20 protein-coding genes are annotated in these 23,318 nt (G+C 63.0%); 6 read left to right on the top strand and 14 right to left on the bottom strand.

What is annotated here, in order from left to right; all coding sequences use genetic code 11:
* Nucleotides 1-4: 4 nt before the first annotated feature.
* The 3 genes from ACH79_RS21030 to ACH79_RS21020 form a co-directional block, all read right to left on the bottom strand.
* A complete protein-coding gene (locus ACH79_RS21030) occupies nucleotides 5-583 on the bottom strand; it encodes a TRAP transporter small permease (RefSeq protein WP_161852687.1) in 579 nt (192 codons plus the stop codon).
* A gap of 126 nt (nucleotides 584-709) precedes the next feature.
* The gene (locus ACH79_RS21025) at nucleotides 710-1,684 is read right to left on the bottom strand and encodes a sialic acid TRAP transporter substrate-binding protein SiaP (protein ID WP_371419464.1); all 975 of its coding nucleotides are present in this window, start codon (nucleotides 1,682-1,684) and stop codon (nucleotides 710-712) included.
* Nucleotides 1,685-1,768: 84 nt separating this feature from the next.
* Nucleotides 1,769-2,503, bottom strand: coding sequence for a FadR/GntR family transcriptional regulator (locus tag ACH79_RS21020; protein ID WP_161852686.1), 735 nt, complete (start codon nucleotides 2,501-2,503; stop codon nucleotides 1,769-1,771).
* A gap of 121 nt (nucleotides 2,504-2,624) precedes the next feature.
* Between ACH79_RS21020 and ACH79_RS21015 the strand changes: the two genes are divergently transcribed.
* Nucleotides 2,625-4,145, top strand: a complete 1,521-nt coding sequence (locus ACH79_RS21015) for a mannitol dehydrogenase family protein (protein ID WP_161852685.1) — start codon at nucleotides 2,625-2,627, stop codon at nucleotides 4,143-4,145.
* A 51-nt stretch (nucleotides 4,146-4,196) separates the two neighbouring features.
* On the opposite strand, the gene ACH79_RS21010 is transcribed toward ACH79_RS21015, so the two are convergent.
* A complete protein-coding gene (locus ACH79_RS21010; protein ID WP_161852684.1) occupies nucleotides 4,197-5,027 on the bottom strand; it encodes an alpha/beta hydrolase in 831 nt (276 codons plus the stop codon).
* A gap of 158 nt (nucleotides 5,028-5,185) precedes the next feature.
* On the opposite strand from ACH79_RS21010, the gene kynU reads away from it, so the two are divergent.
* Nucleotides 5,186-6,379, top strand: a complete 1,194-nt coding sequence (gene kynU / locus ACH79_RS21005; protein ID WP_161852683.1) for a kynureninase — start codon at nucleotides 5,186-5,188, stop codon at nucleotides 6,377-6,379.
* Entirely contained in the window at nucleotides 6,376-7,215 is an 840-nt protein-coding gene (kynA, locus tag ACH79_RS21000; RefSeq protein WP_161852682.1) for a tryptophan 2,3-dioxygenase, read from the top strand. The genes kynU and kynA overlap by 4 nt, the downstream gene beginning before the upstream one ends.
* Nucleotides 7,216-7,237: 22 nt before the next feature.
* On the opposite strand, the gene ACH79_RS20995 is transcribed toward kynA, so the two are convergent.
* The 4 genes from ACH79_RS20995 to ACH79_RS20980 form a co-directional block, all read right to left on the bottom strand.
* Nucleotides 7,238-7,708, bottom strand: a complete 471-nt coding sequence (locus ACH79_RS20995; protein WP_371419439.1) for a RidA family protein — start codon at nucleotides 7,706-7,708, stop codon at nucleotides 7,238-7,240.
* Between the two features lie 25 nt (nucleotides 7,709-7,733).
* On the bottom strand, nucleotides 7,734-9,431 hold the full coding sequence (locus ACH79_RS20990) for a benzoate-CoA ligase family protein (protein WP_161852681.1): 1,698 nt from the start codon (nucleotides 9,429-9,431) through the stop codon (nucleotides 7,734-7,736).
* 168 nt (nucleotides 9,432-9,599) lie between these two features.
* Entirely contained in the window at nucleotides 9,600-11,090 is a 1,491-nt protein-coding gene (locus ACH79_RS20985) for an NAD(P)/FAD-dependent oxidoreductase (protein ID WP_161852680.1), read from the bottom strand.
* 44 nt (nucleotides 11,091-11,134) lie between these two features.
* A complete protein-coding gene (locus ACH79_RS20980) occupies nucleotides 11,135-11,584 on the bottom strand; it encodes a cupin domain-containing protein (protein WP_161852679.1) in 450 nt (149 codons plus the stop codon).
* A 262-nt stretch (nucleotides 11,585-11,846) separates the two neighbouring features.
* Here ACH79_RS20980 and ACH79_RS20975 point away from each other — a divergent pair, with 262 nt between their 5' ends.
* Complete coding sequence (locus ACH79_RS20975) at nucleotides 11,847-12,866, top strand: AraC family transcriptional regulator (protein WP_161852678.1); 1,020 nt, start codon at nucleotides 11,847-11,849, stop codon at nucleotides 12,864-12,866.
* 183 nt (nucleotides 12,867-13,049) lie between these two features.
* On the opposite strand, the gene ACH79_RS20970 is transcribed toward ACH79_RS20975, so the two are convergent.
* Nucleotides 13,050-13,544, bottom strand: coding sequence for a MarR family winged helix-turn-helix transcriptional regulator (locus ACH79_RS20970; protein ID WP_161852677.1), 495 nt, complete (start codon nucleotides 13,542-13,544; stop codon nucleotides 13,050-13,052).
* Nucleotides 13,545-13,756: 212 nt separating this feature from the next.
* Here ACH79_RS20970 and ACH79_RS20965 point away from each other — a divergent pair, with 212 nt between their 5' ends.
* Both ACH79_RS20965 and ACH79_RS20960 read left to right on the top strand, forming a co-directional pair.
* Nucleotides 13,757-14,929: an ABC transporter substrate-binding protein gene (locus ACH79_RS20965; protein WP_161852676.1), complete on the top strand. Its 1,173-nt coding sequence runs from the start codon at nucleotides 13,757-13,759 to the stop codon at nucleotides 14,927-14,929.
* Nucleotides 14,930-14,946: 17 nt separating this feature from the next.
* Nucleotides 14,947-15,408: a cupin domain-containing protein gene (locus tag ACH79_RS20960; RefSeq protein WP_161852675.1), complete on the top strand. Its 462-nt coding sequence runs from the start codon at nucleotides 14,947-14,949 to the stop codon at nucleotides 15,406-15,408.
* Nucleotides 15,409-15,479: 71 nt separating this feature from the next.
* Here ACH79_RS20960 and ACH79_RS20955 read toward each other — a convergent pair whose 3' ends face one another.
* From ACH79_RS20955 to ACH79_RS20935, 5 genes are all read right to left on the bottom strand, one after another.
* Nucleotides 15,480-16,733, bottom strand: a complete 1,254-nt coding sequence (locus tag ACH79_RS20955; RefSeq protein WP_161852674.1) for a flavin-dependent oxidoreductase — start codon at nucleotides 16,731-16,733, stop codon at nucleotides 15,480-15,482.
* Between the two features lie 187 nt (nucleotides 16,734-16,920).
* Nucleotides 16,921-19,269 carry a bifunctional salicylyl-CoA 5-hydroxylase/oxidoreductase gene (locus ACH79_RS20950; RefSeq protein ID WP_161852673.1) on the bottom strand — a complete coding sequence of 783 codons (2,349 nt, stop codon included), beginning with the start codon at nucleotides 19,267-19,269 and terminating at the stop codon, nucleotides 16,921-16,923.
* Between the two features lie 180 nt (nucleotides 19,270-19,449).
* On the bottom strand, nucleotides 19,450-20,286 hold the full coding sequence (locus ACH79_RS20945; protein WP_161852672.1) for an enoyl-CoA hydratase family protein: 837 nt from the start codon (nucleotides 20,284-20,286) through the stop codon (nucleotides 19,450-19,452).
* Nucleotides 20,287-20,327: 41 nt separating this feature from the next.
* Nucleotides 20,328-21,089, bottom strand: coding sequence for an SDR family NAD(P)-dependent oxidoreductase (locus tag ACH79_RS20940; protein WP_161852671.1), 762 nt, complete (start codon nucleotides 21,087-21,089; stop codon nucleotides 20,328-20,330).
* A gap of 327 nt (nucleotides 21,090-21,416) precedes the next feature.
* Nucleotides 21,417-22,892 (bottom strand): 1-acyl-sn-glycerol-3-phosphate acyltransferase, encoded by a 1,476-nt coding sequence (locus ACH79_RS20935; RefSeq protein WP_161852670.1) that lies wholly within the window; start codon nucleotides 22,890-22,892, stop codon nucleotides 21,417-21,419.
* Nucleotides 22,893-23,318 lie beyond the last annotated feature (426 nt).

Here is a 23,318-nt window from a genome sequence, read left to right as displayed (position 1 = left end):
CGCCCTACCCTTCCGTTCCGTCGAATGCGCCGGGGCGCTCCAGAATCGAATAGCCCCGTCGCCAGTTCTCGACCGCGATCTGGATCGAGCGCACGAACATCAGCACGAAGCCGAGCACCACGGCGTAATAGACAAAACCTTTTTGGAATTTGATCGTGGTCATCCGCTCGTCGCCGATGATCTCTGTGAATTGCCAGACCAGCTTGATCGCGTAGCCGAAGAACGCGATCCGGATTACATCGATGACGGTCGAAAGCGCGCGCCCCGCAGTATGCGGCAGATAGCGGAACAGGAGATCAACCTGGATGTGCCGCGACAGCCGCACGCACATGGAAGAGCCGATGAAGACCACGCCGATCAGGCAGTAGGTCGCTATCTCCTCGGTCCAGGCATAGCTGTCGTTGAGGACATAGCGGGTGAAGAACTGCAGGAAGACCGATAGCGCCATGATCCAGAAGATCACCAGCGCCAGCCAGTCCTCGGGCGCATATCCGCTGAGATCGGCGCCCTTGGGGACTTCGTCCTCGAAGGTGTGGGCGATCTCGTCCGCCGTGATTTGCTTGTGCACTTCAACCGTCGACATGCATTTATTCCCCAAGTAGGGTCGCGTGATTGCTCACGTCATTCCGGGGCGGCTCGGAGAGCCGAACCCGGAATCTCGAGATTCCGGGTCGACGCTAAGGCGTCGCCCGGAATGACGACTTCGTCGTCACTTCACCGCCTGGATGCGCTCCCAGTCGGCCTTGCGGTAGTCGAAGCTCTCGAAGCTCACGGTCTTGAGCACGGTGTCGCGGAACTCGTCCTTGTTGACCTCGGTCACCGTCAGGCCCTTCTGCTTGAAGAAATCGACCAGCTTGGCTTCGTTGGTCTTGATCTCCGCGGTTGCTTTCGCGGCCGCCTCCTGGGCGACGTCAGTGAAGATCTTGCGGTCTTGTTCCGAGAGCTTCTTCCAGAGGCCACTGGCGATGACGGTGTTGAGGTGATCGACGATGTGGCCGGTCAGCACGATGTGCTTCTGCACTTCGTAGAACTTCTTGGCTTCAATCGTGGTGAGCGGGTTTTCCTGGGCTTCCACGGTGCCGTTCTGCAGGGCGAGATAGACTTCGGCAAACGCGATCGGCGCGGTGTTGGCGCCGCAGGCGCGCGGCATCGCCAGATAGGCCGGCACGTCGGGCACGCGCATCTTGAGGCCCTTCATGTCGGCACAGGCCTTGATCGGCTTGTTCGACGAGGTCTGGCGCACGCCGTAATAGGTCACCGCCAGGATGCGATGGCCGGTCTTGTCCTCATAGCCCTTGGCCAGCTCCTTGAAGACGTCGCTCTTGGTGTAGGCCAGCAGATGATCGGCATCGCGGAAGGTGTAGGGATAATAGGTCACGCCAATCGGCGGAAAGCTCTTCGCCGCGAAGCTCGAGCCCGAGATGATCATGTCGACCGAGCCGAGCGAGAGCCCCTGGTTGATGTCGGTTTCCTTGCCGAGCTGCGAAGCCGGATAGACGTCGATCTGGTAGCGCCCGTTGGTGCGCTTGCCGATTTCACCTGCGGCCCAGACGGAAGCGGTGTGGAACGGCTCGGAAGTTTCGTAGACGTGAGCCCATTTGAGCTTGGTCTGCGCCATGCCCGAAGTGGTCGCGGCCAACAGCGCTGCAGCGGACGCAGCTGATACAATCGTCAATTTCTTCAACACGTGAATTTCCTCCGTTGCTACAATTTGCTTTTGTTACTCAACCGGCTCGGCACTTCGCCGAACCGTTCGAATCCGTATAGTTCAGCCGCTCGCGCGTACGCGGGAAGCGGCTGATGCTTCAGCTCCGAAATTTTGCGCGAAGCGCTCTTGCGAACGCGCCAGATGCTCGCGCATCGCCACGCGCGCCGCATCCGGATCACGGGCAACAATGGCATCGCGGATCGCGCGGTGCTCGGCCAGCGCGGCATTCCAGGATGCCGGGTTTTCGAAATAGTGCGCGAGCTTGGCGAAGTAGGGATTGAGCCGCTGGTCGAACAATTCGCCGACCACGCGGACCAGCACGGCATTGTCGAGACAGCCCGCGACCGCGACATGAAACGCGCGGTCGTGAATCATCGAGGCTTCGCCGGGATGCTGCACGGTGGCCATTGCTTCGAGCGATGCGTCGATGCGCGATATATCTTCTGGCGTAGCCACCCGCGCCGCCTGCTCGGCAATAGCGCCTTCGAGGAATTCGCGGGCACGCAGCAGCTCGAACGGGCCTTCGATCTCGGCCGCCGCCGGCAAGGGCGGCGCCAGCGTCGCCGGTTCGCTGACATAAATTCCGGAGCCGACGCGAATCCGCACCCGGCCCTCGACTTCGAGCGCGATCAACGCTTCGCGCACCGTCGGCCGCGACACTTTCAATTGTTCGGCAAGATCGCGTTCGGTGGGGAGACGGCTGCCCACGCGGTATTCGCCGCTGTCGATCAAGGCGCGAAGCTGATCGGCAACCTGGCGATAAAGGCGTCGCGCTTCCACGGCTTCGAGCGGCACGCTCGGCTCCCTTGACGATCCCCTGAGTGAATCGATTCTTCTTGCTTTGATCGGGCCAAGGCCAATACATCTGGACAATTGGCCTTACCAATTGACCAAAGATTGATAGATTGAATCCCCTATGTCAAGCGAAACGCCAAAAATCCCGCCATCTGGCTCGAAAGACGGCGATTTTCGCCTCTGCAATGCCAACCTTCGCCGGCTTCCCGGCCAGATCCGGCAGCCGGCCTATGACCGCTCTCTGATCTCGCCGGGCATTGTCCATCTCGGAATTGGCGCGTTTCACCGGGCGCACCAGGCGGTGGTGATCGACGACCTCTTGGCCGGTGGCGCGATGGATTGGGGAATCGTTGGGGCGAGCCTGCGCAGCCCCACGACACGCGATGCCCTCGCCCCGCAGGACTGCCTCTACACACTCGCTGTTCGTTCCGGCGCAGGCACCGATCACCGGATCATCGGCTCGGTGCTCGCCAGCGAAGTCGCGCCCGAGAAACCTGGGCAGTTGATCGCGCTCATGGCCAACCCGGCGACGCGCATCGTTTCGCTGACGGTCACCGAGAAGGGCTACTGCCATACGCCGCAGACCGGCGATCTGGACGAGCATCATCCCGACATCGTTCACGACTTGCAGAATCCGGGCACGCCGCGCTCGGCCGTCGGATTCCTGGTAGTCGCGCTGGCGCGCCGGCGGATCGCCGGCGCAGCTCCCTTTACAGTTCTGTCCTGCGACAATCTCTCCGCCAACGGCCATACCGTCGGGCGCATCGTGACGCAGTTCGCCGCCTTGCGATCGCGCAATCTCGCCAAATGGATTGAAACCGAGGTCGCCTTCCCTTCGACCATGGTGGACCGGATCGTGCCGGAGACGACGGAAGCCGATCGCGCTGCGGTTTCCTCCGCGCTCGGGATGACCGATGCATGGCCTGTCGTCACCGAGCCGTTCACGCAGTGGATCGTCGAAGACCACTTTCCGGGCGGACGGCCGGACTTCGCGGCCGCAGGCGTGCAACTGGTTCCCGACGTCACGCCGTTCGAGCACATGAAACTGCGGCTGCTCAACGCCAGCCACTCGGCGCTCGCCTATCTCGGCTATCTCGCGGGCTTTGAGACCATCGCGGCCACCATGACCGACGAGCGCTTTGCCGCGTTTGCCTTGCGGGTGATGCAGGACGCGGCGCCGACGCTGGCGATGCCCGAGGGGACCGACCTTGCGGCCTACAGCGCTTCGCTGCTGAAGCGTTTTTCCAATCCGGCTCTGCACCATCGCACCTGGCAGATCGCGATGGATGGATCGCAGAAACTGCCGCAACGGCTGCTCGCCACGATGCAGGACCGCCTGCGGATGGGACTGCCGATCGATACCCACGCGCTCGCAGTCGCAGGCTGGATGCGTTACGTCACCGGGACCGACGAACAGGGCCGCGCGATCGACGTACGCGATCCGCTTGCCGCGAAGCTAAAGGCCATCGCCGAGAGCGCGGGTCCGGTCGCGGACCTGCTTGCTCCCGCATTGCTGGAAGTGGAACAGATCTTTGGCACGCTGGGCGCCGATCCTCGCATGCGCAGCGCCGTTACCGACGCGCTGGAAAAACTGTTCGAGGTCGGCGCGCAACAAGCCGTACGGACGTTTCAGGCAGCATGATCGGCAGATCAGAACTACCGCAGCCGCCGTTCGTTTCGGAAACTCAGCAGGCTACGGCGACAACAAGGTCCTGGTGAGTTGGTGATCGGGATCGGCGAGCCCGTCGATGACATCGAAATGATGCCGGCCCGGCTCTTCGATCACGCGGGTTTTCGCTCCGAGCCCGGTCCAGATGTTGGCGAGGAGCGCGTTCTGGCGGACGAATTCCGGGCGCTCGGCGCTGCCCACCCAGCACGTCACGCGCGCATCCTGCATCGGCTCCAGCAATGCGGGGCTTTCCGCGCGCGCCTCGGCCTCATCGATCCGCAGCTCCGTATTCATGGCGGCCTTCATCAGCGGACGAAGATCATGAAGGCCGGAGATCGAGACGGTGTGGCTGATGCGCACCTTGATATCGCCCGGGAGCGCCGACGTCGCCGAAATCATGCGCGTCACCAGGTGCCCGCCGGCGGAATGGCCGGCCAGAAGAAGCCGGCCTTCGATCATTGCGGCGGCGCACTCGACGGAAGCGGCAATTTCGCGCGTGATCTCGGAGATGCGCACAGCCGGGCACAGCGTGTAGGAAGGCATCGCCACCGCGTAGCCGCTATCAACCGATCCACGCGCGAGATGCGACCAAAAGCTCTTGTCGAGCGCCTTCCAGAATCCGCCATGGACGAAGATGACCAGACCCTTGGGCCGGCCTTCGGGCCTAAAGAGATCGAAGCGGTTTCGTGCGCCCTCGCCATAGCTGATATCGAGCGTCGCGCGGCCGCGGCTTTGTAGTGTGTCGCGATAGGCCTGCGCGGGCTGCACCCACGCGGCCGGCCAGCGGTCGCCGCCTGGAATGTTCGGAGCATTCGCGTAGGCGTCGCTCCAGTCGGAAATCTGATGAAAAATCACGCGGGTTCTGTTTCCATTCGAACTTGTGGGTCGGGCCGGGATCGATATACGCGCGCAACCAGTCTATACCGGGAAGCGCGCCTCCCGCCATAAATTTTAAGCTTGAAATAATCGATGTCAGCGCGAATAATTCCAGGGGGCGCGGAACAGGGAATGACATGACCGATTTCACGCGAACAAAATCCCGGTTCGCCATCCCCGACGGTGTGATCTATCTGGACGGCAATTCGCTCGGTCCCCTGCCCGTTGCAGCCGCCGATCGCGTCGGTCGCATGATATCGGAGGAATGGGGCAAGCACCTCATCAAGGGCTGGAACGTCGCCGGGTGGATGACGCAGCCGCGGCGTATCGGCGACCGCATCGGCCGGTTGATCGGCGCTGCCGACGGCACGGTGGTGGTGGGCGATACGCTGTCCATCAAAGTCTACCAGGCGCTGGCCTCGGCGCTTGAGCTCAATCCGTCGCGGCGCGTGATCCTGTCGGATACCGGCAATTTTCCTTCCGATCTTTACATCGCCAGCGGCCTGCTTGAATCGCTCGACCGTGGCTACGAGTTGAAGGTCGTTGCCCCCGAAGACGTCGAAGCCGCCATCGACGAGACCATCGCGGTGCTGATGCTGACCGAGGTCGACTATCGCACCGGCCGGCTGCACGACATGCGCGCGCTGACACGCAAGGCGCATGCCGCCGGCGCGCTGACGGTCTGGGATTTGGCGCATTCCGCGGGCGCGCTTCCGGTCGAGTTGGAAAATGCCGAAGCCGATTTCGCCGTTGGCTGCACCTACAAATATCTCAATGCCGGTCCCGGTGCGCCGGCCTTCATCTATGTCGCGCCGAAGCACGCCGATACGGCGCGCCCGGCGCTTTCCGGCTGGATGGGTCATCATGCGCCCTTTGCCTTTGACCTCGACTATCGGGCCGGCCCGGGCATTGAGCGAATGCGGGTCGGTACGCCCCCGATCATTGCGATGGCCGCGCTCGACGCCGCCCTCGACGTCTGGGACGGCGTCAGCATGACCGACGTGCGCCATGCATCGATCGCGCTCGCCGACCTGTTCATCCGCGAAGTCGAAGCACGTTGTCCCGAACTGACGCTGGCTTCGCCGCGGGACGGAAAGCGGCGCGGCAGCCAGGTTTCGTTTCGTCACCCGGAGGGCTACGCGATCATGCAGGCATTGATCGCGCGCGACGTGATCGGCGACTTCCGCGCGCCTGACATGATGCGCTTCGGCCTTACGCCGCTCTACATCGGAGAAGCCGAGGTTCGCGCGGCAGTCGACATCATCGCCGACGTCCTGACCAATCGCCGCTGGGATACCGCGGAATACCGCAAGAAGGCGCTCGTAACATGACCGGCAAGCCCGACGACCCCCCGCGTGAGGGAGCCCAGATGTCGTTCGAAGGGCGGATGTCCTACAGCGATTATCTGCATCTGGAACGCGTCCTCGACGCGCAAGAGCCGCTTTCGGACGCGCATGACGAGCTGCTGTTCATCATCCAGCACCAGACTTCCGAACTCTGGATGAAGCTGGCCATCCACGAAATCCGTTCCGCCATCAAGGCGATCCGCCACGACCAGTTGCAGCCCGCCTTCAAGATGCTGTCACGCATCGCCCGGATCTTCGAGCAGCTCAATACCGCCTGGGACGTGTTGCGGACGATGACCCCCAGCGAATATTCGGAGTTTCGCGATCAGCTCGGGCAATCCTCGGGTTTCCAGTCATACCAGTACCGCGCGATCGAGTTCCTCGCCGGCAATCGCAATCTGGCGCTGCTGGGCCCGCACGCCCACCGCGCCGACATCACGGCCAAGCTCGAGGAAATTCTCGCCGAGCCGGGCCTCTATGACGAGGCGCTGCTGCTATTGGCGCGCAATGGTTTTGACATCGGCGAAGACGCACGCCGAACCGACTGGCGCGTCAAGCGCACACCGAACGACGAGGTTTTAGCGGCCTGGAAGACCGTCTATGCGTCGCCGGCGAAACACTGGATGCTCTACGAGCTTGCGGAAAAGCTGGTCGATTTCGAAGATTATTTCCGCCGCTGGCGCTTCAACCACGTCACGACGGTCGAGCGTATTATCGGCCTGAAGCGCGGGACCGGCGGCACGTCGGGCGTCTCCTACTTGCGCAAGATGCTCGAGGTCGAACTTTTTCCGGAACTCTGGAAGCTGAGAACAGAGCTTTAAGACGACACCCCGACAAGGGGGTTCAGCGCGGCACCACCGCCGTCGCCTCGATCTCGACGCGGGCCTCCTTCTCGACCAGGCGCACCACCTGCACCAGCGCCATGGCCGGATAATGCGTGCCGAAGACGTCGCGATAGACGCGGCCGAGCTCCTTCAGGCTGGCGAGATATTCCTCGATGTCGACGACATACCACGTCAGGCGCACCAGGTGCTCCGGCCTGGCGCCGCCCTCGGCAAGAATTTCGGCAATGTTGGAAAGCATCTGGCGCACCTGCGCGACGAAGTCCTGTGACAGATGCCCTTGGGTATCCCAGCCGATCACGCCGCCGGTCACCACAAGCCGGCCATCGGCGGCCATGCCGTTGGCGTAGCCTTTCGGCATCGGCCAGCCGCTCGGCTGCAGCACTTGCGGGGTGGCCGTCGGGGTATCGGTCTTTGTATCGGTCTTGGGATGATGCACTACGCTCAGCGTGGGGCCCTTGGGGGCAATCACCGGCTTTTCTCCATCAGGGTTACAATTATTCCGCGGCAACGCCTGGCGACGCCGGGCTGGCCGCAGCCATCTGCCTCAGCGCAAAGCGCCGGAGCTTGCCGGTTTCGGTCTTCGGCAATTGCGCGACATATTCGATCGCGCGCGGATACTTATACGGCGCAATCGCCTGTTTGACATGATCCTGCAACGCCTGCGTCAGCGCGGCATCGGCCGCCGCGCCGCCCGCCAGAACCACGTAAGCCTTGACGATCATGCCGCGCGCCTCGTCGGGCGCGCCGACCACGCCGCATTCGGCGACGGCCGGATGCGACAGCAGCGCTGCTTCGACCTCGGGACCGGCGATGTTGTAGCCGGAAGAAACGATCATGTCGTCCGAGCGGGCGACAAAGGACAGCCGCCCATTGGCATCGCGAACAAAGGAATCGCCCGTCAGATTCCAGCCGTTGCGCACATAGTTCGATTGCCTCGCATCCGCGAGATAGCGACAGCCGGTCGGCCCGCGCACCGCAAGCTTGCCGACGGTACCATCTGGCAATTCGTTCATGTCGTCGTCGACGATCTTCGCCTCGTAGCCTGCGACCGGCCGTCCCGTCGTCCCGGCCACCGCATCGCCGACGCGGTTGGTGATGAAGATGTGGAGTAGTTCCGTGGAGCCAATGCCGTCGAGAATGGTCTTGCCGGTCTTGCGGGTCCAGCTTTCGAACACGGGCGCCGGTAACGTCTCGCCGGCGGAAACGGCCAGCCGCAGCGACGACAGGTCGGCGCCGTTGTCCATCGCCGTCATCATCACACGGTACGCGGTGGGCGAGGTAAAGCAGATCGTCGCCTTGTAGGTCTCGATGATCTTGATCATCTCGGGCGGCGACGCGTTTTCCAAGAGCGTCGCCGTCGCGCCGAACCGCAGCGGGAAGATCGCCAATCCTCCGAGCCCGAAGGTGAAGGCCAGCGGCGGCGACCCGACGAAGACATCATCCTCGGTAACGTTGAGGACTTCACTCGCATAACCGTCGGCCACGATCATGAGATCGCGATGGAAATGCATCGTCGCCTTGGGCTCACCCGTGGTGCCGGAGGTGAATCCCAATAGCGCGACGTCGTCGCGCCCTGTTCTCACGGCGTCGAACTTCACCGGCTTGTTCAGCGCCACCCGGTCGAGCTCGGCATCGTGGTTGGAGGTACCGTCGAAATTCACCACCTGCTTGAGGAATCGGCTGGTCTTCGCGCAGGCGACCAGCTCATCGGCGATGCGGCTGTCGGTCAGCGCCAGCGCAATCTCCGCCTTGTCGACGATCTTGCTCAACTCGCCCGCGCGCAGCATCGGCATGGTGTTGACGACGACGGCGCCGGCCTTGGTGGCCGCCAGCCATGCCGCGACCAGCGCCGGGTTGTTGCCGGAGCGGATCAGAACGCGGTTGCCGGGCTTGACGCCGTAGTTCTCCACCAACGCATGCGCCAGGCGGTTGGACCAGTCGGCCAGTTCCTTGTAGGTGCGCTGGCGCCCGTTCCCGATCAGCGCGATCCGATCGCCCCAGCCTTTTTCGACGATCCGGTCGGTCAGTTCGACCGCGGCATTGAGATATTCCGGATACTGAAACTCCGGCCGGTCGAGCAGCAGATCCGGCCATTGCTCCGATGGCGGCAGGTTTCGCCGCGCAAAATCGTCAACATGGCCCGACGGGCCAAGAGACCGGCTAGCGGTCCGGCTGGGAGTTCTACCTGACATTTTCATCTCCCTCGCTTCCAACGAAAGGCTCGAGATCAATATCGAGGACGCCCGGCAACGCCGTCTCAAATCATTTTAGGCTTAAAACAATTTTTCGCAAGCGCGGAATCAAGGGTGGAATCGCGCCTTCCTGCCCGCAGGGGTTACCCCCTGCAGGGAACCTGCCTCTCAAGCTGCCCGATAGGCGGGCGCCGCGGCGAGGAAGCGGCCATAGGCCGCGGCATCGGGCGGGGTGAATTTCTCCACCAGCGGATTAGCCCGCCGGCCGGACACGCCGATATCGGCGAGCAATTCGTCAAAATGCTTGAAGTGATAGGGTGCGACGCACAGCCCGCCATAGACACCGGCCGCCGGCCGCTCGACGCGCCTGAAGTGCAGCATCATCTCGATGTTGTCCTGCATTTCCTTAAGCGTGGGCTGACGCGCGAGCTGGCCATCGGCGTAACGCACCAGCCAGTTCGCCGCGAGGTCCGCGCACAACACCGTGCAGAAACTCGAGTTGAAGCCGACGAATCCCATTTCCGGCAGGTCTGGATTGGCGATCAGGCGATAGAGCCGATACTGCCCGTCGGAATCGACGAGTTTTTCACGGTATGCCTGCGGCAGGAACGGCACGCCTAATTTATAGCCGATCGCGAGCACGGCGACGTCAGCCTGGACGCGCTGCCCGCCGGTCATCACGATGGAATTGCCCTCGTAACGTTCGAAGCTGCCTCTGATAGCCTTGATGCGGCCGTCGGCGACCATCGGAAAGAATCCGGGCGTTGCGATCGGCACCGAGCAGTTGACGCCATCCTCGATCCGCTCCTTCGGCACCATGTCGCACTTGCCGAGCCTGAGCTGAACCTTCAGGAGACTCTCCAGCCCGCGCCAATTGGCCCAGACAAGAGGCTTTGCGACGGCATGCGCGAAGCGCGACATCGCGCCGATACCCCAGCTTTTGAACATCTCCTCCTGCGCGCGGATGTAGAGAATGCGTTTGAAGTTGACGAGGCCGCCGATGAAATAGGGAATCCGCCACACCGGCTCGCGGTACACCAGCGTGACTTCGGCGGCGCCGGAATTGACCGCGTTGACGGCAATATCCGTCGCCGATTTCGAACCGCCGAGCACGACAACCCTGCGGCCCTTGGCAATATCAGGATCGTTGTATTTCGAGGAGTGCAGGATGCGCCCGCCCTGCGCCTTGAAGGCGTCTTCGCCGGGCAGACTAAGCGTCTGCGGCTCGTTGAACTGCCCGGTGCAGACCGCGACGAAATCGAAATCTGCGTGGCTGGTGCTGCCATCCGGCCCGCGCAGGTCGAGCCGCCATCCCGGTTTCGAGTCCGGCCGACGGTCCATCTGCACCACCGTCGTGTTGAAGCGGATCGCGCCGAGGAGATTGTTGTCCTTTGCGTATTCGGTCAGATAGGCATGGACCTGCGGCCCCTTCGGCCATTCCGGATAGGAATCCGGCATCGCCTTGTCGGTGTAACGATAGAGATCCTTCGGGCTTTGCGTTTGCACCTCGGGATAGGATCGCGCCGGCTCCCAGACGCCGCCAAGATCGCCGCTGCGCTCAATGATCGTGATCTGATGACCGCGCGCGGCGAAAGCTTTTGCAGCCGCCAAACCCGATACGCCGGCGCCGATGATACAAACCTGTTTCCGCCTGATCATGACAACTCTCCCGCAAGGATTGGCCTGGACTCGATTGTTGTGCTCTACTCGTTCGCCTCGGGCGGCAGGAAGTTCACTTCATGCTGCGCCGAGATCCGGACCACCTCTGCGGGGTCGGTCAGATTGTGGAGCTGGTTGAACAGCGCCTCGAGCTTCTGCATCGGCGACACCCAGAACAGCGCGCGCGCCGGCTTGTCGGATTTGTTGAAGTAGCCATGCGGGATGCCGCGCGGCATCCGGACAAGGTCGCCGGCCTTGGCCTGCACCCAGACGCCGTCGAGCTTGAGGTCGAGGGTGCCCTCCTGCACCAGGATGAATTCATCCTGCGTCGGGTGGACATGCACTGGCACGAACTGGCCGGGCTCGCTGTTGGTCTCGAAGGCAAAGGTCGAATCGGTGACCGCCTTGGGGAAGTAGACCTGACCCAGGATGTTCCAGGTCTTGCCGCCATAGCCGGTGCCGTTGGCGGTGATGCCTTTTTCGAGCGCTGCCATTGTCATCTCCTGTATCGCGGGTTGATGTGGTTGCGACGTTGCGAATGGTCCGCGCAGGCTGGATCGGGCCGCGGCGACCGTCTAGCCGCAAAACGAATCTGCGCGACCCGGCAACGAAAATTTCGGATTGTTGCGGCGCGAACGGGAGGCTGCGTGATCGCACCGGCTGCCTTCCGATCAGGCACCAGCAACCACCAAATCGCCTTTCCAACCCGGTCGCCGGCAGATATTATAGGCTTCAAATAATGCGGAGAGCCGAGCCGTGGCGACGGGCACCAGCATTGTCAGGCATGATCCGACGGTTCGGCTGACCGCGTTCAACCGCGTTTCGACCGACAGTGTCGATGCTGCCGCCGACGCGGTCGGGCGGATATTCTGCCCGCATCGACTGACGCCCGAACACAACACGTCACCCGAATTCTTTGCTCTGCACAACAGCGCGGTCTTTGGCGGCCTGTCCGTCAACTATGTCGCCTATGGCGGATCGGTGTCGATTGATCCCGGCTGTCTCGAGCGCTTCTTCCTGCTGCAGCTTCCCGTGCACGGCGCAGCGCGGATCCGAACCGCCTCGCGCGACATCGCGACCTTTCCTGGCGCTCTTGCTTCGCTGTTATCCCCGACGATTCCCACGCGAATGACCTGGGAGAGCAATTGCGCCCAGATCATTGTGCTGGTCGATCGCCGTCTCCTGGAACATCGGGCCGCGGCGCTATCGGGCCTGCCGGCAGGCGCGGTCGAGTTCGAGCCGGCGATCGATCTCTCCTCCGCAGCCGGCCGGGCACTTCAGTCGCGGATTTTGGAGTTCGTCGATCTCGCCGAACGCCTTGGACCGCAACGGCCGCTTTCGCCGATAGCGGCGGCCGATCTGCGCGAGACGCTGTTGGGCGGCTTGCTCCACGGCCAGCGCCACAGCGCGAGCGACGCGATCGACCGGTTTGGCGGCCGGGCCGAAGCGCTGCCGCAATCGTTACGGCGGGCGCGCGAATTCCTCTCTGCGCATGCGGACGAGCCGCTCGACCTCACAGAGCTTGCTTCAGCCGCCGGCACAGGCGTCCGTGCCCTGCAACTCGGCTTCCAACGGCATTTCGGAACATCGATCTCGGAGATGCTGCGCGACATCCGCCTTGCGCATCTCAACGGCAGATTGACCGCCGCCTGCCCTGACGACAGCATCACCGACATCGCATTCGAGCTCGGGTTTACCCATCTCAGCCGAATGGCCAGCGCCTATCGCGCCAAATTCGGCGAGACGCCCTCGGCGACCCTGCGCAGGATGCACTAACGCGTCATCTCAAGATTATGGCTCGTCATGCCCGGCCTCGTGCCGGGCATCCACGTCTTTATTCCCATCGAGCAAGAAAAGACGTGGATGGCCGGGCATAGGCGAGCGGAAGCGACGCCGTCCTTCAGACGGCTATGCCCGGCCATGACGGAAAATGATTCATTTCATCCTTCCCGCGCAGCCTCAGCCCGTCCGCGCCTTCGCGGATTTCTGCGCCGACGCCTTGGTCTTGGCCAACAGGCGCATCAAATCTCGAACATCCTTTGGTGTCAGGTCGCCGAAAACATCGGCGATCCATAATTCGTGTTCCGCCGCCATCTTGCGGAATTCGACGCGGCCAGCCTTGGTCAGGCGGATCACCTGAACGCGGCGATCGGCGTCCGACGTGCGGCGATCGAGATGCCCGGACTCGACGAGGCGCTCGACCAGGCCAGTGACGTTGCCGTTCGAGACCATCATCCGCTTGGAAACGTCTGACAGCGTCATGCCCTCCGGCACCTTGTCGAGCTGGGCCATCAGATCGAATCGCGGCAGCGTGACGTCGAAGCGTTCGCGCAGGCGGCTGCGCACCTCGCCCTCGATCAGGGTCGTGCAGGTCAGCAGGCGAAGCCACAGCCTGAGCTCATCGCCATGATGTTCCGGCAGTTCGACGGCCTTGGTCTCTGAATCGAGGGTCATGATGCAAATCTTGTCCGGCTTGGGTGTTCGGCGATCCGAACAGAGCGCAGCTCTGCGATCATTGCCCAGATTTCTTTAGGTTTCAAGCAATTGGCGCATGGCTTGCATGGAAGCGTTCTGCTTGCAGGTGCAGTCGACGTCAGAATAAGCTGCGCTTCAAGCATTTGGTGTGGCGTGAGTTTCGGCCGCAGAGGCGAAACGGAGGAATAATCATGAAGCAGTCGTTGAAGCTGACCGGACTTACCGTTGTGCTGGGTGCTACCGCGGCTCCCGCCGCAGCGCAGGAGAAAATCAAGATCGGCGTGATCACGACCTTGTCCGGCCCGGCAGCCGTGCTCGGCCAGCAATCCCGCGACGGCCTCCAGCTCGCAATCAAGGATCTCGGCGGCAAGATGGGCGGCAAAGATGTCGAGGTCGTCGTCGTCGACGATGAACTCAAGCCCGATGGCGCCGTGACCAAGGCCAAGGGCCTGCTCGAGCGCGAGAAGGTCGATTTCGTGGTGGGGCCGATCTTCTCCAACATTTTGCAGGCGATTCACCGGCCGGTGACCGAGAACAAGACGTTCCTGATCAGCCCGAACGCCGGGCCGTCGAGCTATGCCGGCAAGGAGTGCAACCCGTTCTTCTACGTGACCTCCTACCAGAACGACCAGGTTCACGAGATCCTCGGCAAGGTCGCGCAGGATCGCGGCTACAAGCGCATGTATGTGCTGGTGCCGAACTATCAGGCCGGCAAGGATTCGGCGGCCGGATTCAAGCTCGATTACAAGGGCGAGATCGCGGAGGAAAGCTACACGCCGCTCGGCACGCTGGATTTCCAGGTCGAGTTGACCAAGATCGCCTCCTCCAAGGTCGATGCTCTCTTCACCTTCATGCCGGGCGGCATGGGCGTTGGCCTCGTCAAGCAGTACCGGCAGGCCGGCCTTGCCGACAAAATCCCGGTGCTGTCAGCGTTCACCGTCGATGAATCCACCCTGCCCGCGCAGCAGGATGCCGCCGTCGGCATGTTCGGCGGCGCCAACTGGGCACCCGACATGGACAACCCGCAGAGCAAGAAGTTCGTCGCCGCTTACGAGGCTGCCTACAACAGTGTGCCCGGCACCTACGCCATGCAGGGCTATGATACGGCCATGCTGATCGATAGCGCGGTGAAGGCGGTGAAGGGCGATCTGAAGAACAAGGAGGCGGTGTCGGCGGCGCTGAAGAAGGCCGAGTTCGCCTCGCTGCGCGGCGACTTCAAGTTCAACGTCAACGGCTATCCGATCCAGAATTTCTATCTGACCAAGGTCGCCAAGCGTCCGGACGGAAAATTCCAGACCGAGATCGTCGAGAAGGTGTTTTCCAACTACGGCGACCGTTACGCCAAGGACTGCGCGGCCAAATAACAGGAGGGAACAAGACGATGAAAACCGAAATCGCCGGCATCACCCGCGCCAACGAGGGCATTCAGGGAATTTCCTGGAGCATTCTCGGCCAGACCTATGTGCCGAAAAACGTCACCGAGCATTCCTTCTCCTGGCACGCGACGTTCCCGCCCGATACCTTCGTGCCGCCGCATATTCATCCCGACCAGGACGAGTATCTCTATATCCTGGAAGGCCAGCTCGACTTCTTCCTCGACGGCGCCGACACGCAGGCAACCCCGGGCGATCTGGTGCGGCTGCCGATGGGTAAGCCGCACGGCATCTTCAACAAGTCCGGCCGCACCGCCAAGACGCTGTTCTGGGTGTCGCCGACGCGGCGGCTGTACGATCTGTTCTGGGCGATCCACAACATGAAGGAGCAGACGCCGGACGCGGTGGTGGCGCTGGCCGCCGAGCACAACATCCACTTCCTGCCGCCGCGTAGCCCGGGTGGAGCGTAGCAAAACCCGGGGACCGCTGCTGCTGAACGAACCCCGGATTTCGCTTCGCTCCATCCGGGCTACGGGTTTGATTACCCCCGAACTGCGGCCAATCCCAGCGGCGGCGCCGCAAAGCCGGCCTTGGAAGCATAACCGCGGACGATCGCCTCGCGCTGGGCGTGGCTCAGCACCTTCTCGATATCGCTAAAGCCATCCGGCGCCAATTGCTCGACGGCGTCGATTACGCCTTCGGGACCGCCGCGGCGGTTGGCGCGCACGATCTCCGCCGTCATCGGCAGGCGCTTCTGCTCATAGGCCACCAGCGCCTGACGCGGATGTTCGCTACGCGCCAGTTCGTCGGCCAGCGCACGGGCATCGAGAATCGCCTGCGACGCGCCGTTCGATCCGACCGGATACATCGGATGCGCGGCATCGCCGAGCAGTGTCACCCGGCCCCAGGTCCAGTACGGCAGCGGATCGCGGTCGCAGCACGGATATTCATAAAATTCCGGCGTCGCCGAGATCAGGCTGCGCACGTCGACGTGCGGCACCTTGAACCGCTCGACATGCGGCATCAGTTCCTCGCGCTTGCCGGGCCGCGACCAATCCTCGCGGCGCGGTGGCGGCGCGTTACCGTCGCCGATCCTCACCATGACGGCCCAGTTGGTCAGCCGGCTCGACGGGCTCGATCCTTCCGCAATCGGATAGATCACCACTTTGGCGTTCAGCCCGCCGGCCACGATCATCGAGCGGCCGGTCAGGAACGCCGGCCAGTCGCGCGCGCCGCGCCACAGCATCAGCCCGTTCCAGCACGGCGGCCCCTCGTCCGGAAACAGCACCTCGCGTACACGCGAATGAATGCCGTCGGCGCCGATCAGAATATCGCCGCGCGCGGTTTTGACATGGGCGCCGCTGCGGTCGAAGAAGTGCGCGACCACGCCGCCCTCATGCTGCGCGAATGCGCCGAGACGGCAGCCGGTGTGGATCGCCTCATGACCAAGCCGTTCCTCGACGGAGCGGTGGATCACGCTCTGCAGGCGGCCGCGATGAACCGAGAATTGCGGCACGTCGTGGCCGGCATCGAGCCCGCGCGGCTCGCGCCAGACTTCCTGGCCGTGGCGGTTGAGGTAATACAATTGATCGGTGCGGATGGCCGCCGCATCGAGCCGGTCCAATAGCCCGAGGCCCGTCAATTCCCTGATCGCATGCGGCAGCGTGTTGATGCCGACGCCGAGTTCGCGGATGCTGTCGGACTGTTCGAACAGTTCGCAATCGATGCCGCGGGCGCGCAACATCAGCGCGGTGGTGAGGCCTCCGATGCCGCCTCCGACGATGAGTGCTTTCATGCGCTACTCCACTCTCTTCCCTCAACCTCGCCCGCTTGCGGGGGAGAGGTCGGATCGCCCTTGCGATCCGGGTAAGGGGATACTGCACTCGCCGCGTTCACTGCTCGCGGAGAAAGCCCCTCACCCCGACCCTCTCCCCGCGAAAGGCGGGGAGAGAGAGGGATAGAGTCTGAGCCTGCCATTCGGCCTATTCGGCTGCAAGCGGCTTTGTCGCTTCGGCTTTCAACTCGGCGCGGGTTTTCGGCTTACCCTTAATTTTGAGGTCTTCAAAATCCTGCCGGTCGCGCACGCTGTTGCGGAAGATTTGTTCCTTGCCGGGCAGATATTGTGGCGGACAGGCGACATCGGCGCCATACCAGGCCGCCGCCCGCATCGTGAAGGACGGATCGACCAGATGCGGCCGGCCGAGCGCCACCAGATCGGCGCGACCAGCGGCGAGAATTGTGTTCACCTGATCCGCGGTCGTGATGTTCCCGACGCACATGGTGGCGACCCGGGCCTCGTTACGGACCTGATCTGAGAACGGCGTTTGGAACATGCGGCCATAGATCGGCTGCGCGTCACGCACGGTCTGGCCGGTGGAGACATCGACCAGATCGACGCCGGCCTCGCCGAAGGCGCGCGCAACCGCGACCGCGTCGTCGCCGGTAATGCCGCCCGCGGCCCAGTCGGTCGCGGAGATGCGAACCGACATCGGCTTGTGCGCCGGCCACGCCGCGCGCATCGCCTCGAACACTTCCAGCGGATAGCGCAGCCGGTTGGCGAGCGTGCCGCCATATTCGTCCGTCCGCTGATTGGTCAGCGGCGAGATGAAACTCGCCAGCAAATAGCCATGGGCGCAGTGCATCTCGAGCATGTCGAAGCCGCAGGCCGCGCCGCGCAAGGTGGCCGCCACGAACTCCTGCTTGACGTGGTCCATTGCCGCACGATCCATCTCGCGCGGCACCTGGCTGTCGGGGAAGTAAGGCAACGGCGACGCCGAGATCACGTCCCAGCCGCCTTGCTCCAGCGGCCGGTCCATTCCCTCCCACATTAATTTGGTCGCGCCCTTGCGGCCGGCATGGCCGAGCTGCAGGCAGATCTTGGCAGCAGAATTGGCGTGCACGAAATCGACGATCCGCGTCCAGGCGGCCTGCTGCTCGTCGTTCCATAAGCCGGCGCAGCCGGGCGTGATGCGGGCATCGCGGCCGACGCAGGTCATCTCGGTGAAGATCAGGCCGGCGCCGCCGATCGCGCGCGAGCCGTAATGCACCAGATGGAAATCGGTCGGTACGCCCTCCTTCGCCGAGTACATGCACATCGGCGAGACAACCGCGCGGTTCTTGACCTCCATCTCGCGAAGCTTCAACGGCTGGAACATCGGCGCGACCGGCTTGTCGACATCGACATCAAAGCCCTTGCCACGCACCTGCTTGGCAAATGCCTTGTCGACCTCGCGGACGAACCCCGGCGCGCGCAGCGTGAGGTTATCGTAGGTGATCGCCTTGGCGCGGGTCATGACGCCGAATGCGAACTGCACGGGATCGAAATCCCAGAAGCGGTCGACATGCTCGAACCAGACCAGCGACACGTCGGCCGCGTGCTGGGTCTTCTCGACCTCCTCGCGCCGGCCGTGCTCGTAGGTCTGCAACGCCGCGTCGACGGTCGGCGCCTGCGCCATCGCGTCAGCCAGTGCAATCGCATCTTCCATCGCGAGCTTGGTGCCAGAACCGATCGAGAAATGCGCGGTCGCCTTGGCGTCGCCAAGCAGCACCATGTTGCCCTTGACCCAGCGCTGGCTACGGATCATCGGGAAATTGCGCCACATCGAGCGGTTGATCAGCAGCGGATGGCCGTCGAGGAACCAGTCGAAAATCTTGGCCATCCGATCGGCGGATTGCTGTTCATCCAGGCCTTCGAGGCCGGCGCGCTTAAAAGTCTCCGCATCGGTCTCAAAGATCCAGGTCGAGCGTCCCGCCTCGTATTGATACGCATGGGCGATGAACGGCCCCCACTCGGTCTCCTGGAAGATGAAAGTGAAGGCGTCGAGCGGCCGGGTCGAGCCCATCCAGGCGAACTTGTTGGAACGGAGGTCGACCTGCGGCTGGAAATGCTCGATGTGCTTGTCGCGGAAGCGGCTGTTGATGCCATCGGCGAGCACGATCAGATCGGTATCGGCGAAGCGGGCTTCGTCATCGATGTCGGTTTCGAACAACAGCGTGACGCCGAGTTCGCGGGCGCGCTCCTGCAGGATCAGCAGCAGCGTCCGGCGCGAGCAGCCGCAAAATCCGTTGCCGCCGACGCGATGCACGGTGCCGCGGAAATGCACCGCGATGTCGTCCCAATAGGCGAATTCCTCGGTGATGCGGCGATAGCTGGGCGGATCGTATTTCTCGAAATTGTCCAGCGTGGCGTCGGAGAACACCACGCCGAAGCCGAAGGTGTCGTCGGCGCGGTTGCGCTCATAGACCGTGATCTCGGCCTGCGGCCGCTGCTTTTTCAAGAGGATCGCGGCATAGAGACCGGCCGGTCCGCCGCCGATAATCGCGATCTTCATCTGCCGCCTCCGAAACAGGCTGTCGGGCTCGTCCGGAAATTACTTTAAGCCTAAAATAATTTTTGGCAAGGGGGCCGTTGGTTACCCGTAGCCCGGGTGAAGCGAAGCGCAACCCGGGATTCTCGCCTGAAAGGCTGTGGTCCCGGGTTTCGCTGCACTCCACCCGGGCTACATGGTTCTTCAACTTCCCTGGAACGCCGGGGTCCGCTTGTTCGAAAACGCCTCGAACGCGCGATTGAAATCTTCCGTGGTCATGCAGAGCGCCTGGGCCACGGCTTCGGCCTCGATCGCCTCTTCCACCGACATCGCCCATTCCATCGCCAGCATGCGCTTGGTCATGGTGTTGGCGAAAGTCGGCCCTTCGGCAATCTGCTTGCCCAACAGTTGCGCCTGCGGCAACACCTGTTCCGGGGTGACGATCCTGGAGAAGAAGCCCCATTTCTCGCCCTCCTCCGCCGTCATGAAGCGGCCGGTATAGAGCAGTTCCGATGCGCGCGACTGGCCGATGATGCGCGGCAGGATCGCGCAGGCGCCCATGTCGCAGCCGGCGAGCCCAACCTTGTTGAAGAGGAACGCTACCTTGGCGCCGGTGGCCGCCAGCCGCAGGTCGGACGCCATCGCGATGATCGCGCCCGCGCCGGCGCAGATGCCTTCGACGGCGGCCACGATCGGCTGCGGGCAGGCGCGCATCGCCTTCACCAGATCGCCGGTCATGCGCGTGAAGGCGGTCAATCCCTTGGTATCCATCTGGATCAAGGGACCGATGATCTCGAACACGTCGCCGCCGGACGAAAAATTGCCGCCCGCGCCGGTCACGACGACGGTCTTGACCTCATCGTCCATCGCGCAGGCGCGGAAGAAATCGGTGAGCTCGCGATAGCTTTCGAAGGTCAGCGGATTCTTTCGCTCGGGCCTGTTCAGCGTGACGGTCGCGACGCGATCGACGACAGCGAGCAGAAAATGCTTCGGCGAATAATCCGCCAGCGGCAGCGTGACGGGGTTTGCGGGCTTGCTCATGATCTCTCCCTGAATTCAATCGTTATCAATATGGCGGCCGATCAGACTTCTCCGCCTGCCACGGCAATAGCCTGCCCGGTGATGGCGCCTGCGCCCTCGCCGCACAGCCACAGCACGGCGTCGGCCACTTCTGACGGCGCGACGAGGCGTCCTTGTGGATTGTGCTTTGCCAGTTCGGCGATCGCCTGCTCGCGGCTGCGCCCAGTCTTCTTGATGATGTTGTCGATCGAGCCTTCGAGCAGGTCGGTTTCGGTGAAGCCGGGGCAGACGGCGTTGACGGTGACGCCGCTCTTCGCCGTCTCCAGCGCCAGTGAACGGACGAGTCCGATGACGGCGTGCTTCGCCGCGCTGTAGGCCGAGACATAGGCGTAGCCCTTGAGCCCCGCAGTAGACGCGACGGCGATGATCCGCCCGCGGCGGCGTTCCACCATTCCAGGCAGGACCGCCTGCGCGGCATGGACCACACCCATGAAATTGACGTCCATCATCCGCTGGAACAATGCCGCATCGGAACGGCCGAACGGCGCTGACTCCGCCGCGCCCGCATTGGCAATGAGGATGTCGATCGGTTGCCGCGCGGCCGCTTCCGTAACGGCCGATTTGACCGACGCCTGGTCGGCGACATCGGCCATGGCCGCGAACTGTGCTACGCCGGATGCAACGGCTTCATCGAGCGTCGCGCGGTTGCGGCCGAGCACCGTGACCGTCGCACCGGCCTTCGACAGCGCCGCCGATATCGCAAGACCAATGCCCCGCCCGCCACCGGTGACGAGCGCATGGGAGGAACGCGACAATTGGGACATCGGTCAGGCCTCCAGGATGAAGGTTCAGCATATATTTTAAACTTCAAGCTTTTGCAAGGAAGGCCCCGGACCGTCATACCCCGCGCAGGCGGGGGTATCCAGTACGCCGCGACCTATCCGCGTCATTGCGAGCGAAGCGAAGCAATCCATATTTCGACGCGGAGATAGATGAATTGCTTCGTCGCTTCGCTCCTCGCAATGACGGTGGATGCAGAGCTCCGTCGGCAGCAGACGTCCGGTGGGCAAAGCGAAGCGTGCCCACCACCAGGCGGCGCGCTCGCGGTTGCATACATGGTGGGCACGGCGCTGGCGCGCCTTTGCCCTACCCTACGGGGGAGCAACCCTCTCCGTCCACCGCGCAGCGACATCGCCGCCGATATTCGCCTCCTCACCCTTGAACAGATGAACAATCGCGTTCGCATAGTAGTGCAACAGTCCGAGCTCTTTCGGGTTGGCGCGGTAGGTGTCGTCGGTCTCGATGACCAGATGGCGCAGCGTCAGCATCCGCAAGCCGACGGAGATGGCGTAGTCGCGGTCGGCGCGCGGGATGTGAACGTAGCTTCCCAGTCGTTCGAGATCGCCTATGAGCGCCGAAACGCGGCCCTTGATTTCGAACAGCGTCAGCGGCTGGTCGCCAGCCGCAAGGATCGCGGTCGAGACCAGCGATACCGGCAGCGCCGGCACCACGCGGCCAACGGCCTCCATCAGTTCGTTGCCGAGCCACTCGACCTCGAGGCGGCGCGGCTCGGCTGCGAGAACGCGAAAGTCGATCTTCCTGGCCTCGACATAGTTTCGCAGCGACACCGGCACACCGAAACTCACGCAGGTGTAGCCGAAGCGATACCACTCGCCGCGCATGGCCAGCCAGATATGGCGGAAAAAATGGCGTGCAAAGGTCGCAAAGTTGAAGCCGAACACCGGCTTCTTTCCTGGCTCGGTGTTGGCCGCCGAAGTCAGCATGCGGTCTTCCAGCACGCGGTCGTAGTTGACGGCAACCGGGATGAACACCACGTCGCGCGGTCCGTGCGGATCGAAGCCCGCCACCATGTAGCTCAGCAGTCCGAATTTCGGCGGACGCAGCTTGCCGTCGCGGCTGAGCCCACCCTCCGGAAAAATCGCCTGCGTGACGCCCGCAGCGGTGGCCATGTGCACATAGCGCGACAGCACCTTGCGATAGAGCCCCTCGCCGGAATCGCGCGCGATGAAATAGGCGCCCATCGAGCGGATCAAATTGCTGAGGCCCCACACCTTGGCCCATTCGCCGACGGCGTAGCTCAGCGCCGACGAGGTCGAGGCGACGTAGGTCACCAGCACGTAATCCATGTTCGAGCGATGGTTGATGACGAAGATCACCGATGAGGCTGGATCGACGGCGGCCAGCGCCTCGTCATTGCGGACGCCGATCCGCACCCGGTACAGCATATGGGAAACGGCGCGCGCGATCCGCGTGCCGATGCGGAAATAGGCATAGGCGCTGAACGCCGGAACGATCTCGCGGGCGTAGCGCCGCACCTTTTCCATCGCGACTTCGTTCGGCACGCCGGTTTGGATCGAATACTCCTCGGCCGACCGCAGCACTTCCGGGTCGAACACCAGCCGATCGATCAGCACCTGACGCTCGGTCAGCTTGAACGGCTGAATGCGAAGTTTGAGCTTGGTGTTGAGTTCCTCGATCGCACGATTGGCGCGGCGCCGCAGCGCCCAGCGCACGCTGGGAATCAGGATGCGATCCAGCGCCGCCAGGATTGCGAGGATCGCCATCAGGACGACGACCCAGAGCGGCAAGCTTACCTGCGAGCCCATGCAAAACCCCGATATCGCCCCGTCCGCGCTCGCTGCGCGACGTCACGATACGGTCTGGAACTCCATTGTGACAAGCGTCCTAAGCATCGAGATCGGCCGATTCCCCGCGATCGGCCGCTGTGTTCGCAACCGCGATATCGACGACGTTCGTTCGAACCAGGGTACGTACTCAAAATCGAGCTTGATCGGCGCTGCCTGATCGATGTCCGCTATGCTCCGGATAGCGACCAAGCTCCGCATCGCAACCAAGTAACGCGATGTGCCACAAGCGGATCAATACGGCAGGTCTGCCCGCAGACATACTGATCACGCTTCCTCACCCCACAATCACGATCGACCGCGCCGCAGCGTTATCTCGCAATTGCCGCCTTGTAGGAGCGGTTGAAATGGACACAATATACTCGCTTCGGGATCGAGGAGGATGCC

This window comes from Bradyrhizobium sp. CCBAU 051011, from assembly GCF_009930815.1.
Taxonomy (GTDB): Bacteria; Pseudomonadota; Alphaproteobacteria; order Rhizobiales; family Xanthobacteraceae; genus Bradyrhizobium.
The sequence above is the reverse complement of the archived record's forward strand: the minus strand, read 5'-3'. Positions and strand labels throughout refer to the sequence as shown.